Origin of the sequence: Saccharopolyspora sp. SCSIO 74807, from assembly GCF_037023755.1 — a bacterium.
In the GTDB taxonomy this organism is placed as follows: domain Bacteria; phylum Actinomycetota; class Actinomycetes; order Mycobacteriales; family Pseudonocardiaceae; genus Saccharopolyspora_C; species Saccharopolyspora_C galaxeae.
In genome coordinates, this window is the sequence record NZ_CP146100.1 from 2,306,392 (window position 1) to 2,321,255 (window position 14,864).

Sequence of the window (14,864 nt, forward strand, 5' to 3'; positions counted from 1 at the left end):
GACAAGTTGACGGCGGTTCATTGCTCTCGAGCCCGTGATCGATCGCGGGTAGTGCTCCCTGGAGGTGTGCGTTGCCGTATCCGTTTCGTTGGTTTCCGGCGAGGGGTGAGCGTCATGCGGGCCGGGATTCCGCGCCGCGGCTGGGTTTTCGAGCGGGGACGTGTGTCGAGGCGTTGTGCGGTGCTGCGCTGGTGGCGGAGGAAGGGGCTGCCGCGTGGCTGTGGCCGACGTGCGCAACCTGCGCGGAAAAGGTCCGGCCGATCGCGGAACGGCACAACGCGAGGAATCCGCTTCCGGAGGTAGGGCCGCGTGGGGACTGAACGGTGGGTGTGCGGTGTCGCGGAGTCGGTGTGGCACCGGCTGGCGAGCCGCCGCCGGGTCGGGGGCTTCTTGGCGCCGGTCGCCGAATGCGGTCATGTCGTGCTCGGGCCGGTCCACCACCGGCAACGGATTCCCGTTCCTCGCAGCGGAAGGTGGCTTTGCCGTGCCTGCAACCAGCGGATCGTGCTGGAAGATCCCGGTCCGCAGGTGGGGCCCGTGACGATCACCGGTGAGCACGCTGTTTTCGCTCCCATGCCAGGAAACGAACGGAATCCCAGCGAGCTGGTGCAACCGCTGATGAACGACACGGCGGCTTGATCGCCGCGCCGAAGCTCAACCGCCAAGGCTGGGAAGGCCGAGTCCCCCGCGGCTTTCCCGATGCGGTCCGGAACTGCCCACTCTCCCGAGCAGCGACGGACCGAGTGGCCGGGCAGCGCGCGCAGTTCCTCCCCGAAAAGCGCGCTGTCCGGCCACCCCATCACCCGTCGACTTCGTACTTCTCGGCCACGAGGGTGGTCGAAGCGCCCGTGCTGCGCTCGGTGAGCGCGATCAAGCGGCGGCTTCGGCTGTTGCCGTTGTCCTTTCCCGTTGCGGTGCCTGGGAACCGGCGACTACACCGCTCCCGGTGAACCGGCGGAGGCGGAGGCTGTTGGAGACGACGAAGAACGACGACAACGCCATCGCGCCACCGGAGATCAACGGGTTGAGCAGGCCGAAGGCGGCGAGCGGCAGCGCGGCCACGTTGTAGCCGAACGCCCACAGCAGGTTGCCGCGGATAGTGCGCAAGGTAGCGCGGGAAAGGCGGATCGCGTCCGGTGCGACCATCAGGTCCGGTCGGACCAAGATCAAGTCGGCTGCGTCGATCGCGATGTCGGTGCCGGTCGCGACCGCGAGGCCGAGGTCGGCGGTCGCCAGCGCCGGTGCGTCGTTGACGCCGTCGCCGATCACCGCGACGGTCCGGCCCTCCGCGCGCAGACCGCGCACCACCTCGGCCTTCTCGTCCGGCAGTACCTCGGAGATCACCCGCTCGATGCCGACCTCGTCCGCCACCGTGCGTCCCGTGGCATCGTTGTCGCCGGTCAGCAGCACCGTGCGCAGGCCGAGCCGATGCAGTTCGGAAACCGCCTGCGGCGCAGAGGGTTTCACCGCGTCCGCCAGCGCGAACACCGCGACCGCCGCTCCGTCCACACCGGACAGGACCACGGTGCGGCCCTGTTCCTGCCACTGCTCGCGGGTCCGGTCGAGTTCTTCAGGAACGGACCAGTCCTGTTCCTGGAAGAGTTCCCGGCGGCCGATGAGGACTTCGCGGCCGTCGACCGTGCCGCTCGCGCCCAAGCCCGGCCGTGCCGCGAACGATTCGGCGGCCGGGAGCTGCCCGGTCTCGGAGCGGGCGAGTTCGCTGATCGCCGCGGCGACCGCGTGCTCGGACGCCTCTTCCACGGCGCCCGCGCGGCGCAGCACCGAAGCGCGGTCCTGATCGGCGACGAAGTCCAGTTCCACCACCGACATCCGGCCTTCGGTGACGGTGCCGGTCTTGTCCAGCACCACCGTGTCCACCGCACGGGTCGACTCCAGGGCCTGGTAGCCCTTGATGAAGATGCCCAGCGCGGCACCGCGTCCGGAAGCGACCATCAGCGCGGTCGGCGTCGCCAGGCCCAGCGCGCACGGGCAAGCGATCACCAGCACGGCCAGTGCGGCGGTGAACGCCCGGTCCGCCGAGCCGTCCAGCAGCGACCAGCCGAGCAGGGTGACCGCTGCGAGCGCCAGCACGGCCGGGACGAAGTAGGCGGCGATCCGGTCCGCGAGCCGCTGCACGGCCGCTTTCCCGGACTGCGCATCGGCGACCAGCCGCAGCATCGCGGAAAGCCGGGTGTCCGCACCGATCTGCGTGGCCCGCACGACCAGCCGGCCGTTCAGCGCCGTTGTGCCGCCGAGCACCGCATCGCCCTCGGTCACTTCCACCGGTGCCGACTCGCCGGTCATGGAGCTGCGGTCCAACGCGCCCTGACCGGACACGACCACGCCGTCGGTGGCGATCGTGCCGCCCGGGCGCACCAGGAACCGTTGTCCCACCTGCAGATCCTCGGCCGGGATCTCCTGCTGCGCGCCATCGTCGAGGACCACGGTCACCGCTTTGGCGCGCAACGCGGCCAACGCGCGCAACGCGTCCCCGGCGCGACGCTGCGCTCGCGCCTCGAAGTAGCGCCCGGCCAGCACGAACGCCGTGACTCCGGCCGCGACTTCCAGGTACAGCGCGCCCTGCGGGCTCAGCAGCAGGTGCCAACCCGCCTCGGCGGGCAGCGTGGGCTGGAAGAACATCGAATACAGCGACCAGCCGACCGCGGCGGTGATCCCCAGCGACACCAAGGTGTCCATTGAGGACGAACCGTGCCGGGCGCCGCGCAACGCGGCCCGGTGGAACGGCCACGCCGCCCAGCCCGCGACCGGGATCGTCAACGCCACCAGCAGCCATTGCCAGCCCGCGAACCGGTACTGCGGCAGCACCGTGAACATGATGGACAGATCGCACAGCGGCATGAACAGCACGATCGCCACCAGCATCCGCCGCCACAGGTCCCGCACCCGATCCGGCTCCTCCGCGGCGGCGGACTCCGGCGCCTCTTCCGGGATCGGATCGGCCTCGTAGCCCGCATCGCGGACCGTCCGCAACAGCAGGTCGACGTCCCCTGCGCCCGCGACGCTCGCCCGCCCGGTCGCGTAGTTCACGCCCGCGCGCACTCCGTCGAGCTTGTTCAGCTTGCGCTCGACGCGCGTGGCGCACGCGGCGCAGGTCATGCCGCGCACGGCCAGCTCGACCTGGTCGTTTTCGGCAACCGTCGGGGACATCGTCTACCTCTCGCGGGGAGCTCTCGGTGGTCCTGGGCAAACCTCTGGCGTTGACATGGTCGGCAGTGACCGCCTGCGGGTTCCCGGGTGTGAGTCGCGGAACTCGGCGGCCATGACTCCATGATCCTGGGTCGAACAGTCGTTCGCCATGACACGAAGGGGTGGCTTCAGCCCTTCGTCAGCCGCGCCACGAAGAAGCCCTCGAACAGCTCCGACGGGCGCACCCGCACAGCGTGCCGGAGTCGCTTGTCGAACTTGGTGCCCTGCCACGAACCCACGCCGCCGAGGAACTCCTCCTCGGTGAACCCGAGTGGTTCCACGGTCAGGTCCGAATGCCGCTGCAGCACCTTGTGCACCGGGAACTCGTCCTCTTCCGGGCTGAGCGTGCAGGTCGAGTAGACCATCACCCCGCCCGGCCGCAGCAGCTTGTACGCCGCGTCGCACATCTTCGTCTGCAGGAACTTGTACTTCTCGACCCGCTCCTCCGACCAGTACCGCAGCGCGTCTGATTTGCGCAGGTTGACCCGGCCTTCGCCGGAGCACTGCACGTCCAGCAGGATCCGGTCGAAGGATTCCGCAGGCAGCGACTTGTCGATGTACTGCGCGCTGTGCGTGGTCAGCTCCGAATGGCGCACGCCGTAGAGCTCGGCCAGCTCGGCGAGCTTCTTCGCCCGCGGCGGCGCCGAATCGTTCAGCCACAACGAGCACTCGTTGCCGGTGCGCGCGGCGATGTGGAACGCCTTGCCACCCGGCGCCGCGGCGACGTCGAGGACGTCGTCGCCCGGCTGCGCGTCCAACGCGACCGGCGGGATCAGGCTCGCGGCGTTCTGCAGGTAAACCCGGCCTTCGTGAGCCATCGGCAGGATGTCGTCGAAACCGTCCTGCTCCGGCCAGAAGAAGGCGTGCTCGCACCAATCCACCGGCTGCACGCTCGGCGCCTTGGCCCGCACCTCGGCCAGCGTCTCCTGGTAGCGCGGTTCGTCCAGCAGCCGGTTCACCCGGATCGACGTGGGGCGCGCGCCCCGGAACACCGATTCGACCTGGTTCGCCCGGATTCCGAGCACTTCGGCCATCCGCTTCTCGAACGCGCGGGTCTTGCGCTGACCGCTCACCGCCCGAGGCTCCCGTCCTGCACGCGGACCAATCTACCGGTGCGGACCTGGCGCGATAGCATCGCGGGCCGCGGTGGTGGGGCTCACCGGTCCGGCACGGAGAACCGCGGCTGCGAGCCGCCAACGGTCCCTGCTCGACCCGAACCCGTCCGGAATCGGGAGGCAGCATGGCAACCGAGGCCGATCGCGAGGAACCCATCGACCCCGACGTGGACGTGCACGTCGCGGAGCAACGCGGTGAGCTGGTCCGCACGCACGGCGCGGTGTTGCTGGTGATCGCGCTGGGAGGGGGTCTCGGCGCGCTGGCGAGGTACGCGGTGGGGGTGCTGCTGCCGATCGGAGCGTGGGCGACCTTCGGGGTCAACGTGCTCGGTTGCCTGCTCATCGGAGTGCTGATGGTGCTGATCCACGAGGTGTGGTCGGTGCATCGGCTGCTCCGACCGTTCATCGGAGTCGGTGTCCTCGGCGGGTTCACCACTTTTTCCACGTATGCGGTGGAATTCGCCGGGTTGCTGCGGCCGGGATCAGTTCTGCCCGCGGGCCTGTACCTCGTGGGCACCGTGCTGGGAGCGCTGCTCGCGGTACTGGCGGGCGTGGCGCTCACCCGTTCCATCGTGGGAAAGCAGGTGCAACAGTGACGGCCGTGCTCGTGTTCCTCGGCGGGGCGATCGGGGCACCGCTGCGATACCTGACCGACCGCGCGGTGCAGCAGCGCCACGACACGGTTTTCCCGTGGGGCACGCTCACCGTGAACGTCGTCGGCTCGTTGCTGTTGGGAGCGCTGACCGGTGGTGTGCTGCCCGAGCAGGTGTCGGCGCTGCTAGGCGTCGGCTTCTGCGGTGCGCTTACGACGTACAGCACGTTCAGCTACGAGACGCTGCGGCTCGCCGAGCAGGAGGCGTACTTCTACGCCGCGGTGAACGTAGTGGTGAGCGTGCTGGCCTCGGTCGGCGCGGCCTTGCTCGGGCTCGTCGCGGTGCAAGCCGCGTTGAGCTGACCGGCTCAATCCACCGCGACCACCAGGCCACGCAGTTCGTAGCCGGTCGTGGCCTCGCTGAACGAGACTCGCGGGGGCGTCTTCATCCGCACCGGCAGGGCGAACAGTTCCCGCAGGAACACGTCGGTCTCCAAGATCGCGATCGTTGCGCCGGGACACTTGTGCGCACCGTCCCCGAACGAAAGCCCCGCCGCGTCACCGGGAACTTCGCGTCCGGGGCACACCTGCAGCGGTTCGGCGCCCATCTCGGCCGGGTCGACGTTGGTGTCGCCGAGCGCGATGTCCACCAGCGCGCCTGCCGGGATGGTCGTGCCCGACAGTTCCAGCGGTGCGGTGGTGCGCCTGCGCAGATGGCCGAGGACCGGTTCGAGGCGCAGCAATTCGTGCAGCACGGCCAGCCGTTCCGGCTCGTCCGCGGCGCGGTACCGGGCCAGCAGCTCGGGTGTGGTGAGCAGGTGCCAGGCCGCGAGGTTGACGAACTCGCGGGTGGTGACCATGCCCGCCGCGGCGAACGTGATGCACTCGGCGAGGATCTCCGCGCTGGAACAACCCTCGTCGAGCAGGTGCGAGATGACGTCGTCGCGACGTTCCCGCCATCTCGCCCGCACCGCGGGGCGCACGTCGCGGATGTGGATCGCGCTCCAGTTGACCACCTGCCGCAAGAGCCAGCGGAGTCCATCGATGCTGGTGAAACCGGGTGTGCCGAACTCTTCGGGGAAGAACCGCTCGAGTCGCCGCCGGATACCGGGACGGCTTTCGGTCAGCCCGATCACCTCGGCGGCGACCCCGATGGCGAGTTGGAAGGCCAGGTCGCCCAGGTGCGCTTCGCCGTCGCGGCGCAGTGTCGCCATCTGGGCTTCGGCGGTGCGCTGCATGACGCTGCGGTAGTGCTCGTCGACTCGCCGCGGGGTGAAGAACCGCGCGGTCTGCCTCCGGTCGTCCCGATGCCCCTGCCCGTCCCGGTACAGCACGGGGCGGCGCATGTTCGGCGGCATCTTCTCGAGCGTCTGCACGCCGAGCCCGGCCTGCACGGTGTCGGAGCTGCGCAGCACCGCACGAGCTGCTGCGTGGCCGTTGACCTGCCAAATCCCGTCCGGATCCCGGTGCACCGGGCACCGGTCCCGGGATTCTTCGCGAACGATCTTGCGCGCGTCCTGCACGGTTCCTCCCGCAGCGTCGCCCGTTCTTGCTTAGCAGGGCGGCAGGTCCGTGCCCAGGGAGTGCACTCCTAACGGAGCAGCGCGGGTTCTAACCGGCAGGCCGAGCCGACCCGAAGGTGCTGCGGTACGTGCTCGGCGAGGTGCCGAGCTTCGCGCGCAAGTGCTGGCGCAGCGAGGCCGCGGTGCCGAATCCGGAGTCCTCGGCGATCTGGTCGACCGGCAGGTCGGTCTCCTCCAGCAGCTGCCGCGCGCGTTCCACGCGCTGGTGGGTGAGCCATTGCAGCGGCGAAAGCCCGACCTCGTCCCGGAATCGGCGCGTGAAGGTCCGCACGCTCATCGACTCGCGCGCCGCGAGTTCGCTCAGGGGCAACGTGCGGTCCAGGTGCTGCAACGCCCATGCCCGCGCACGGCCGGTGCTGGCGCGTTGCGGCTCCGGCACCGCCCAGCGGATGAACTGCGCCTGGCCGCCATCGCGGTGCGCGGGGACGACCGCCCGGCGAGCTACGTCGTTCGCTACGGCCGTGCCGTGATCTTTGCGGATCAGGTGCAGGCACAGGTCGATCCCGGAAGCTTCGCCCGCGGAGGTCAGCACCGATCCTTCGTCGACGTAGAGCACGTCCGGGTCGAGCCGGATGTCCGGGAACCGCTGCTCGAAGCGCGCGGCGGAATTCCAGTGCGTCGTCGCCGCCCGCCCGTCGAGCAGCCCTGCCCCCGCCAGCACGAACGCACCGGTGCAGATCGAGGCGACGCGGGCGTGCGCAGGGATGTGTTCGACAGCTGCCGCCAGCGGATCGGACAGGTCGCCCGCGGTCGGCTCGTAATCCTCGTCGGAGGCGGGCACGAAAACCGTGTCCGCCTCGGCCAACGCTTCCGGCCCGTGCTCCACGAACACGCTGAAATCGGCGGTCGTGCGCACCGCGCCGGGAGTGACACCGCAGGTCACGACCTCGTACAGCTGCTCGCCCGCGGAGTTCGCGGCCAGCGAGAACAGCTGGTGCACGATGCCCGGCTCCATCGGCAGCAGGCCTTGCCGCACCAGGACGGCGACGTGGTGGCGAGCGGGGTGGCGGAAAACGGCCATGGCCCGATCCTTGCACATGATGGCTTCCGGGCCACTCGAGCACAGCTCGGCGCGGCGAAAGCCGGTGATCATCGACATCCACAGCAGCAGGCACCACTGCGGGTCGCGGGAGGCTTCGTTGAGCAGGCTGGCGGCTTCCTTGGATGTGGTCGGGTCCGGGTCGGTGGCCTCGAACTGGGATGGTTCGGCGATTTCGGCCTCGTTGACCGACAGGTAGGGCCACCGCACCGCGCGGTCGAGCGCGGAGCGGAAGATGGAAGTCAATCTTGCGGACCGTGTTCGGTGCCAGAGGAGTGCACTCGTGGCTCTTGGTCCGGCGGCCGATGCACAGCACAGCTCGCTGCACCTCAGCAGGCGCGCGTAGAAGCGCTCCTGGGTTTCGGCATCGAGCTTGGCGGCGGACATCGTGCCGAAGTTCGGCTTGATGTAGTTGCGGATCAGGTTCTCGTTGCGGTCCCGAGTGGACTCCGCATGACCCGCCACGTCCATCCATTGATTGACAACTTGTGTCGCAGTGACGTTACTGCGGTGTGACGCTCGTCGACTTGGTTCTGCAAGCGGGTCCGAGCCTTCTCGGCTTCGTCGTAGCTGCCGTGCGTCTCGCGGAGGTAGTGCGGCTTGCCGGTGATCGGGTCGGTGCTGGCGTAGACGTGGACTCGGAAGCCGTCTCCGCGCTCCTCGATGCTGCCGCGGACTCGCTGCTTGCGAGCTGACATGGGCCTCAAGGCTAAGGCAACTCATGCCCAAACCATGCCCACAGCGCTCGAACCCCGTGATCCGCCTCAGCGTTTCCGCTGGTCAGCGTATGCGCCCCCGGCAGGATTCGAACCTGCGACACCGGCTTTAGGAGAGCCGTGCTCTATCCCCTGAGCTACGGGGGCGTGGTCGACGTGTCGACCCCTGGAGGGTACCGGCCGGGGCGTGGTTGTTGACAGCAGGGAGTGCGGACGGCCGGGGCAGGGGTGGCGGGTGGCGTAGGGTGATGTGATCGTCACGGGGTCGAGTCGGTCGTGCCTGGGGAGTGGGATGGTCAACGAGAGCGCTGGCCAGAACGAGAACTTCGGCCGCAACGAGAACGTCGGCGACGTCCGGAACCTGGTGCAGGCGCAGACGGTCGGCGACGTGCACATTCACAATCATCGCGGCGAAGCGTTGCGTGCTCAGCAGTTGCCGCCCGCGCCGGCGCTTTTCGTCGACCGGGAGGACGTGCTGGCGGAGCTGGACGCGGCGTTGGGTGCGCAGCGGGCTCCTGATCAAGCCTTGTGCGTCCTGGTCAGCGGGGGCAGCGGGACGGGCAAGAGCGCGTTGGTGGCGCGGTGGGTGCACGGTGCGCGGGCGCGGTTCGACGATGTGGTGTACCTGGACATGCGGGGGCGCAGCGTCGGGCTCGACGAAGTGCTGTGGCATTGCCTGTCCGCGCTGGGCGAGGAGTATCCGGGGTCGTCGGACGCTGCGCTGGCGCTCTACCGCAGCAAGACCAGCGGTCGCTCGGTCGCCTTGGTCTTCGACAACGTCGTGCAACCGCGGGAGCTGCTTCAGCTGCGGCCCGCCTCGTCCGCGGCGCTGGTCGGAGTGATCAGCGGGCGGAGCATGGCGGAGTTGGCGGTCGACGGTGTGCTGTCGCTGCAAGTGCCGAGGCTCGACGCGGCTGCGGGGGTCGACGTGCTGCGCTCCGCGGGCGCTGCGCGTGTCGATGCCGAACCCGCGCACGCGCGGCGGCTCGTCGAACTGTGCGGCGGGTTGCCCATCGCGTTGCGGATCGTCGCGGGGCGGCTCGCGAAGCGGCCCGGCTGGAAACTCGCCCGGGTCGCCGCGGAACTCGAAGACGACCACAGCAGGCTTGACCGCTTGCAGGAAGGCGGGGAGCCGGTGGTGCGCAACGCCTTGGACCGCGCCGTCGAGGAACTGCCGCAGGCGCAGCGGGATTTGTACGCGCTGCTGGGCAACGTTCCGGGGCCGGCGTTCGCGGCCGACGCCGTGGCCGCGCTGGCAGGGCTGACTGTCGACGAGGCCGAAGACCTCCTTTACGAGCTGCACGATGCGAACCTCCTGGAACGCAACGACCACGACGAGTTCCGGTTCCACGACCTCGTCCGGCTGCACGCGGTGGAGAAGCGGCGTGTCGACGCGGCGGCGCTGCGCAGGCTCGCGGATTGGTACCGGTTGCGCGGGGCGTACGCGGACCGGGCCGTGATGGAGCCGCAGCGGTTCCGAGTCGGCCACGACGACGAGCTGCTGGGCGAGAACCCGTTCGACCACGACTCCGCGCTGGAATGGCTGGAGCGCGAGCGGGTCAACCTGCTGGCCGTGCTGGACACCGCGCACCAGCAGGGATGGGACCGGGTCGTGATCTCGCTCTGCGACAGTCCGGTGTGGACGCTGCACAACCAGCACAAGCACTACGCGGACACGATCTCGGCGCTGCGCAACGGAGTTTCTTCCGCCGAGCGCGCGCAGGACCTGGTCGCCGAGGCCCGGATGCGGACCTTGCTGGTGCGGTTGTACACGGAACAGCACGATTTCTCCGCGGCGCACGAGCAGGCCGCTCATGCTCGGGAGGTGGCGGAGCGGGCCGGGCACCGGCGGGCGTTGGCTTCGGCGCTGGAGTTCCACGGCCGCGCCCACCTCGAGCAGAGCTCGTGGGCCGAAGCGATACCGCTGTTCCGGCGGGCCCGCGACCTCAACGCGGAGTTGGGGCTGCCGCGCGCCATGGCGCTGCAGGAATACATGCTCGGGCGCGCGCTCGGAGGCGATGGACGACCGGACGATGCGCTGCGGCAGTTGCACAGCGCGCTGGACCGGCTCCAGGACTATCCGCAGGACAAGCGCACACCGGGCCGGATCCGAGTCGCGATGGGGCGGGTGCACCAGCGGCTCGGCGACCACGCCGAGGCCGTGCGGGTGCTGCGTGCCGCGGAGTCCGACGCGCGGGAGCGGCGGGTTTCGCACGACCTCGCGGAACCGTTGGAGCTGCTGGCGGAATCCCTCGCGCACATCGGCGAAACCGCGGCCGCGCGGGAATGCGCCGCGGAGGCGCTGAACATCTTGGAACAGGCCGGTAGTCCGCGCGCCGAGCAGCTGCGCGAACAGCTCTAACTCCCGGCGAACACCTCGACCGGTTCCGGACGTGCCGGGTAGTCGGGCTCCGGCAGGCCGAGCTGGTCGTAGATGACCGCGCGCAACCGAGCCGTCGATCCGCCCGGTTCGGCGAACGTCCGGGAGGCGAACGAGGCGCGTTCCGGCAGCGGGATCGCACCGTCCACTTGGGACCGCAAGTCGCCAGGGCCGAGGAACTGCGCGCGAGTGCCCAGATCGGCCGCCGGAGTTCCCGCAGCGACCTCGGCGGCGCCGAACTCGGCCAGCAGCAGCGGTTTCCCCAGCGCTGCTGCGTACAGCGCCAATGAGCCGTGGTCGGCGAGGACCACGTCCGAAGCCACCAGCGCCGCCCGCCAACCGCGGTGCGGCGGCACCACGATCAGCCCCGCGCGCTGCGCACCGCGCGTCCACCGGTCGATCTGCCAAGCACCGTGCCGGGACCAGATGTTGGGGTGCAGCACCAGCGCGACCCGGTGATCGCCGGGCAACTGCGCGACCAGGCGTGCGGCCAGGTCCGGTTGCCGGGCGAAGAGGGACTCGCCGCCCCAGGTCGAACTCACCATCACCAGTTTTCCGCCGCTCATGGCGGATCGGTAGTGCGCGCGCATCGGCACGCTCGCCCGGAGCCGGTCGAAGCACGGGTCGCCGACGACCGCCGCGCGCTCGGCCGCTTGCGGGCAGGAACGGCGGAGCAGGTCGAGCTGGTCGTCGTGCGACAGCGCCAGGACCGACGCCACCACGCGTCCATTGTGGAGGAGCTGTTCGGGTGCGAGACCGGAAATCGCGCCCGCCACGCCGGAATCCGTCGGCCGCAGCTTGTGGTAGCCGGCGCCGTGCGGCAGCGTCAGCAGCGGGACGTCCAGTTCGTGCAGCGCGCCGTTGCTGCTCGGGGAGATCGCGAGGTCGAAGTGCTCCTTCGTCGCGTCCTGCCAATCGACGACGGTCATGCCCGCGGCGTGCAGGTGTTCGGCGAGGCGGTCGGAGAACTCCGAACCTTCCGCGACCGCGAACCGCACCTCCACGCGGAAATCGTCGGCCAGCACGCCGAAAACGTCGTGCAGCCGGTCCAGCGCGGTCAGCGTGCGGACCACGCCGAGCACGCGGCGGCGCACCGGGACGGTGGACCAGCGGTCGGCGCGTTCAGCGGCCATGCCCGCTCCGGCTCTCCGGCTCTCCGGCTCTCCGGCTCTCCGGCTCTCCGGCTCTCCGGCTCTCCGGCTCTCCGGCTCTCCGGCTCTCCGGCTCTCCGGCTCTCCGGCTCTCCGGCTCTCCGGCTCTCCGGCTCTCCGGCTCTCCGGCCGGAATTGTCCCAGTTGATCGCGCATCGCCGTACCGGGCAGCGGCCGGGCGTCGGTCACGGGCATGACCGCCGATCCTAATCAGCTGATCTGCGGCCGGTCCCGCTCCGGTCCGGTGCGGTCGATCTCCACCCGGTTCCGGCCCGCGCGCTTCGCCCGGTACAGCGCGATGTCCGCGGCCGCGAACAGGTGGTCCAGCTTGGCCGGTCCGCCCGCGACGCCGATGCTCACCGTCGGTGGTTTCCGGGTGCGGCCCACCACCAGCCGCCAGTCGTGCTCGTCCACCGCGGCCCGGATCCGTTCCGCGACCACCGGCCCTGCGCTGCGCGAATCCTCCGACTCGTCCACCAGCAGCACGACGAATTCGTCGCCGGCCCACCGGCAGATGAGGTCCTGCTCGCGGCACTCCCGCCGCAGCAAGTGCGCGACCTCCTGCAAGGCCGCGTCACCGACGGCGTGCCCGGCGAGGTCGTTGACGTTCTTGAACCAGTCCACGTCCAGCAGCACCAGCCACGGAACCCGGCCCTGCGCGGCGGTCGCCTCCAGCAGCGCGGGCGCCCGCCGTTGCAGGCCGAGGCGGTTGACCAGGCCGGTCAGCGGATCCCGCACCGCGGCCTCCTGCGCGGCGGTGGCCATCCGCTGTGCCTGCACCGCGACCCGCCGCTGCTCCAGCGCTTGCCCGAGCCCTTCCTGCAAGGTCTCCACCGCGGTACTGCTGGCGCGCACCGTGCGCCGCAGCGCCGCGGCCTCGCCGACCGGGTCTCCGAGCAGATCGCAGATCTTGGCCAGGTCCAGCGAGAACCGCATCATCATCATGGTGTCGCCGAGGGTCTCCGCGCCGTCGAGCGCGCGGCTGGCGAACGTGCGCGCGTCGTCCAGCTCGCCGTCCACCCGGCGGATGGTGGACAGCACCCAGTTCGCCACCGCGGCCGCGAACCAGTCCTCGGCGTCCCGGGACAGCACCAGCGCCTCCTGCGCCAGCCGTTCCGCCTGCCGCGGCTGCCCGAGACCGGCCATGCTCTGCGCACCGCCGCCGAGCGCCATGCGCTGCGTCGGACCTTCGTCCACCAGCAGCAAAGCCTCGTCGAAGAGGTCGCGGGCGGTGCGGTAGTGCTCGTGCACGTCCACTTCGCGGGCGAACGCGCGGAACAGCAGCGCGTGCGCTTCCCGCACCAGGCAGTGCGCCAGCGTCTCGCCGCCGCCCGCCTTGCGGGCGATCTGCACCGCTAGCGACATCAGGTCCATCGCCGACTCGCGGTGCCCGATGCTCTCCAGCAGGTAGCCGAGGATGCTCACGGTCTGCGCGGTCGGCTGATCCGCCGGCCGGTCGGTGTCCAGCTCCGTCCAGCCCTCCGCGGCCAGCTCCAGCGCCTGCGGGATGCGGCTGAGCCGCCACGCCAGCCACGCCCGATGCACCAGCACCGTCGCGCGGTTCCACTGCTCGCCGACCAGGTTCAGCCCGGCCGCGGTGAGCTCGTCGAACGCGACGTCGGCGGCGTGCAGCTTGCCCGCTTCCACCAGCAGCCGGACGTGGCGATCCTGCGCCGGGAGGTGCCCGGCCATCACTGGATCGTCCTGCCGCACGGCTGCTCCGAGGATCGCATTCATCCGCGGCGGGATCCCCGCCGCTCGCGTTCCCGACTCAGGCTACCGGCAGCGTTCCCGGCGGTACTTGTCGTGATGAACCACATCTTCCAGCGGCGACCGCTGCCGCCAGCCGTGTCGTTCCAGGTCAGGCGTATCGGCCAGGTCGCGCACCGGGCCGACGCAGAGCCAGGCCACCGGCCGCACGCCGCCGGGGATGTCCAGCAGCCTGCGCAGGAACTCCTCGCGGTAGAAGCTGACCCAGCCCACGCCCATGCCCTCGGCCGTCGCGGCCAGCCACAGGTTCTGGATGGCCAGGCACACCGAGTACAGGCCCGCGTCGGCGATGGCGTGCCTGCCCAGCACGTCGGGAGCGCCGCGGGCGGGGTCGTAGGTGACCGCGATGCCGAGGCTGGATTCCACGATCCCCTCGACCTTGATCTTGGAGAACGTCTCGGCGCGCTCTCCGCTGAGCTCGGCGGCGAACACGCTGCGCTCGGCCAGCACGTGCTCCCGGAAGTCGCGGCGGGTGGCGTCGTCGCGGACCAGCACGAAGTCCCACGGCTGCGTGAGCCCGACGCTCGGCGCGCTGTGCGCGGCGGTCAGCACCCGGTGCAGCACCTCGTCCGGAATCGGCTCCCCGGTGAACTCGTTGCGCACGTCGCGGCGGCGCTGGAGCACGTCGTAGAGATCGGCGGAAGGTTCGGGCGCGTTGCGCATGGTGGTCATCCCGGCCATCCTGCCGTGTTGCCGCGCGTGACAACGAGGGGACCGGGCGCGGCGGGTGGGCGGCCGCACCGCCCACCCGCGGCGGCTCAGCGGCTGGCCGGGCTCGGGTAGGGCAGCAGCGCCATCTCCCGGGCGTTCTTGATCGCGCGGGCGACTTCGTGCTGCTGCTGCCGGGTCAGCCCGGTGACCCGGCGGGAACGGATCTTGCCGCGGTCGGAGATGAACTTGCGCAGCAGCGCGGTGTCCTTCCAGTCCACTTCGACCACGCCTTCCCTGCGCAGCAGGTTCGGTTTGCGGCGCGGTGCGCGCCGGTCGTGCTGGGCCATGCTCACCAACTCGATTTCGTCACGCCGGGCAGTTCGCCGTTGTGCGCGGCCTGGCGCAGCCGCACCCGGGAGAGCCCGAACTTGCGGAAGTAGCCGCGCGGGCGCCCGTCGATCGCGTCGCGGTTGCGGACTCGCGTGGCGCTGGCGTCGCGCGGCTGGCGGGACAGTTCGGTGACCGCGGCGGAGCGTTGCTCGGGGCTGCTGCCGGGCGCGGAGATGATCTTCTTGAGCTCGGCGCGCCGTTGTGCGTAGCGCGCCACCACCGCCCGCCGCTGCTCGTTGCGGGCGATCTTGGACTTCTTGGCCAACTCGG

The 14,864-nt window shown here is 70.4% G+C and carries 13 protein-coding genes and 1 tRNA gene; 4 read left to right on the forward strand and 10 right to left on the reverse strand.

All coding sequences use genetic code 11. From position 1 onward, the window contains the following. The first annotated feature begins 71 nt into the window (after positions 1–71). Positions 72–320: a zinc finger protein gene (locus V1457_RS30580; protein WP_407074759.1), complete on the forward strand. Its 249-nt coding sequence runs from the start codon at positions 72–74 to the stop codon at positions 318–320. A 550-nt stretch (positions 321–870) separates the two neighbouring features. Here the strand turns inward: V1457_RS30580 and V1457_RS10545 are convergent. Then, positions 871–3,168 (reverse strand): heavy metal translocating P-type ATPase, encoded by a 2,298-nt coding sequence (locus tag V1457_RS10545; RefSeq protein WP_338602973.1) that lies wholly within the window; start codon positions 3,166–3,168, stop codon positions 871–873. A 167-nt stretch (positions 3,169–3,335) separates the two neighbouring features. After that, positions 3,336–4,280: an RsmB/NOP family class I SAM-dependent RNA methyltransferase gene (locus tag V1457_RS10550; protein WP_295140923.1), complete on the reverse strand. Its 945-nt coding sequence runs from the start codon at positions 4,278–4,280 to the stop codon at positions 3,336–3,338. A 167-nt stretch (positions 4,281–4,447) separates the two neighbouring features. Between V1457_RS10550 and V1457_RS10555 the strand changes: the two genes are divergently transcribed. Both V1457_RS10555 and crcB read left to right on the forward strand, forming a co-directional pair. Further along, on the forward strand, positions 4,448–4,918 hold the full coding sequence (locus V1457_RS10555) for a CrcB family protein (RefSeq protein WP_200069097.1): 471 nt from the start codon (positions 4,448–4,450) through the stop codon (positions 4,916–4,918). Continuing rightward, entirely contained in the window at positions 4,915–5,277 is a 363-nt protein-coding gene (crcB, locus tag V1457_RS10560; RefSeq protein WP_200069098.1) for a fluoride efflux transporter CrcB, read from the forward strand. The genes V1457_RS10555 and crcB overlap by 4 nt, the downstream gene beginning before the upstream one ends. Positions 5,278–5,282: 5 nt before the next feature. Here the strand turns inward: crcB and V1457_RS10565 are convergent, their stop codons facing one another. The 3 genes from V1457_RS10565 to V1457_RS10575 form a co-directional block, all read right to left on the reverse strand. Next, positions 5,283–6,437: a cytochrome P450 gene (locus V1457_RS10565; protein WP_338602980.1), complete on the reverse strand. Its 1,155-nt coding sequence runs from the start codon at positions 6,435–6,437 to the stop codon at positions 5,283–5,285. A gap of 88 nt (positions 6,438–6,525) precedes the next feature. Continuing rightward, on the reverse strand, positions 6,526–7,518 hold the full coding sequence (locus V1457_RS10570) for a GlxA family transcriptional regulator (RefSeq protein WP_200069100.1): 993 nt from the start codon (positions 7,516–7,518) through the stop codon (positions 6,526–6,528). A gap of 808 nt (positions 7,519–8,326) precedes the next feature. Continuing rightward, positions 8,327–8,399, reverse strand: a tRNA-Arg gene (locus V1457_RS10575). Positions 8,400–8,544: 145 nt separating this feature from the next. On the opposite strand from V1457_RS10575, the gene V1457_RS10580 reads away from it, so the two are divergent. Then, a complete protein-coding gene (locus V1457_RS10580) occupies positions 8,545–10,614 on the forward strand; it encodes a hypothetical protein (RefSeq protein ID WP_338602983.1) in 2,070 nt (689 codons plus the stop codon). Here V1457_RS10580 and V1457_RS10585 read toward each other — a convergent pair. The 5 genes from V1457_RS10585 to rpsN form a co-directional block, all read right to left on the reverse strand. Next, complete coding sequence (locus V1457_RS10585) at positions 10,611–11,765, reverse strand: hypothetical protein (protein WP_338602986.1); 1,155 nt, start codon at positions 11,763–11,765, stop codon at positions 10,611–10,613. The genes V1457_RS10580 and V1457_RS10585 overlap by 4 nt on opposite strands. 228 nt (positions 11,766–11,993) lie before the next feature. Further along, positions 11,994–13,475, reverse strand: coding sequence for a diguanylate cyclase (locus tag V1457_RS10590; RefSeq protein ID WP_295142217.1), 1,482 nt, complete (start codon positions 13,473–13,475; stop codon positions 11,994–11,996). Between the two features lie 84 nt (positions 13,476–13,559). Further along, positions 13,560–14,225, reverse strand: a complete 666-nt coding sequence (bluB, locus tag V1457_RS10595; protein ID WP_338602990.1) for a 5,6-dimethylbenzimidazole synthase — start codon at positions 14,223–14,225, stop codon at positions 13,560–13,562. 86 nt (positions 14,226–14,311) lie between these two features. Further along, positions 14,312–14,551 (reverse strand): 30S ribosomal protein S18, encoded by a 240-nt coding sequence (rpsR, locus tag V1457_RS10600; RefSeq protein ID WP_338604932.1) that lies wholly within the window; start codon positions 14,549–14,551, stop codon positions 14,312–14,314. 2 nt (positions 14,552–14,553) lie between these two features. Beyond that, entirely contained in the window at positions 14,554–14,859 is a 306-nt protein-coding gene (rpsN, locus tag V1457_RS10605) for a 30S ribosomal protein S14 (protein ID WP_200069112.1), read from the reverse strand. Positions 14,860–14,864 lie beyond the last annotated feature (5 nt).

Excerpts from the sequence above, each read along its gene's own strand:
- bluB (WP_338602990.1), bottom strand. The coding sequence starts at position 14,225 with ATGACCACCATGCGCAACGCGCCCGAACCTTCCGCCGATCTCTACGAC.
- rpsR (WP_338604932.1), bottom strand. The coding sequence starts at position 14,551 with ATGGCCCAGCACGACCGGCGCGCACCGCGCCGCAAACCGAACCTGCTG.
- V1457_RS10545 (WP_338602973.1), bottom strand. The coding sequence starts at position 3,168 with ATGTCCCCGACGGTTGCCGAAAACGACCAGGTCGAGCTGGCCGTGCGC.
- V1457_RS10585 (WP_338602986.1), bottom strand. The coding sequence starts at position 11,765 with ATGGCCGCTGAACGCGCCGACCGCTGGTCCACCGTCCCGGTGCGCCGC.
- V1457_RS10590 (WP_295142217.1), bottom strand. The coding sequence starts at position 13,475 with ATGGCCGGGCACCTCCCGGCGCAGGATCGCCACGTCCGGCTGCTGGTG.
- V1457_RS10580 (WP_338602983.1), top strand. The coding sequence starts at position 8,545 with ATGGTCAACGAGAGCGCTGGCCAGAACGAGAACTTCGGCCGCAACGAG.
- V1457_RS10555 (WP_200069097.1), top strand. The coding sequence starts at position 4,448 with ATGGCAACCGAGGCCGATCGCGAGGAACCCATCGACCCCGACGTGGAC.
- V1457_RS10570 (WP_200069100.1), bottom strand. The coding sequence starts at position 7,518 with ATGGCCGTTTTCCGCCACCCCGCTCGCCACCACGTCGCCGTCCTGGTG.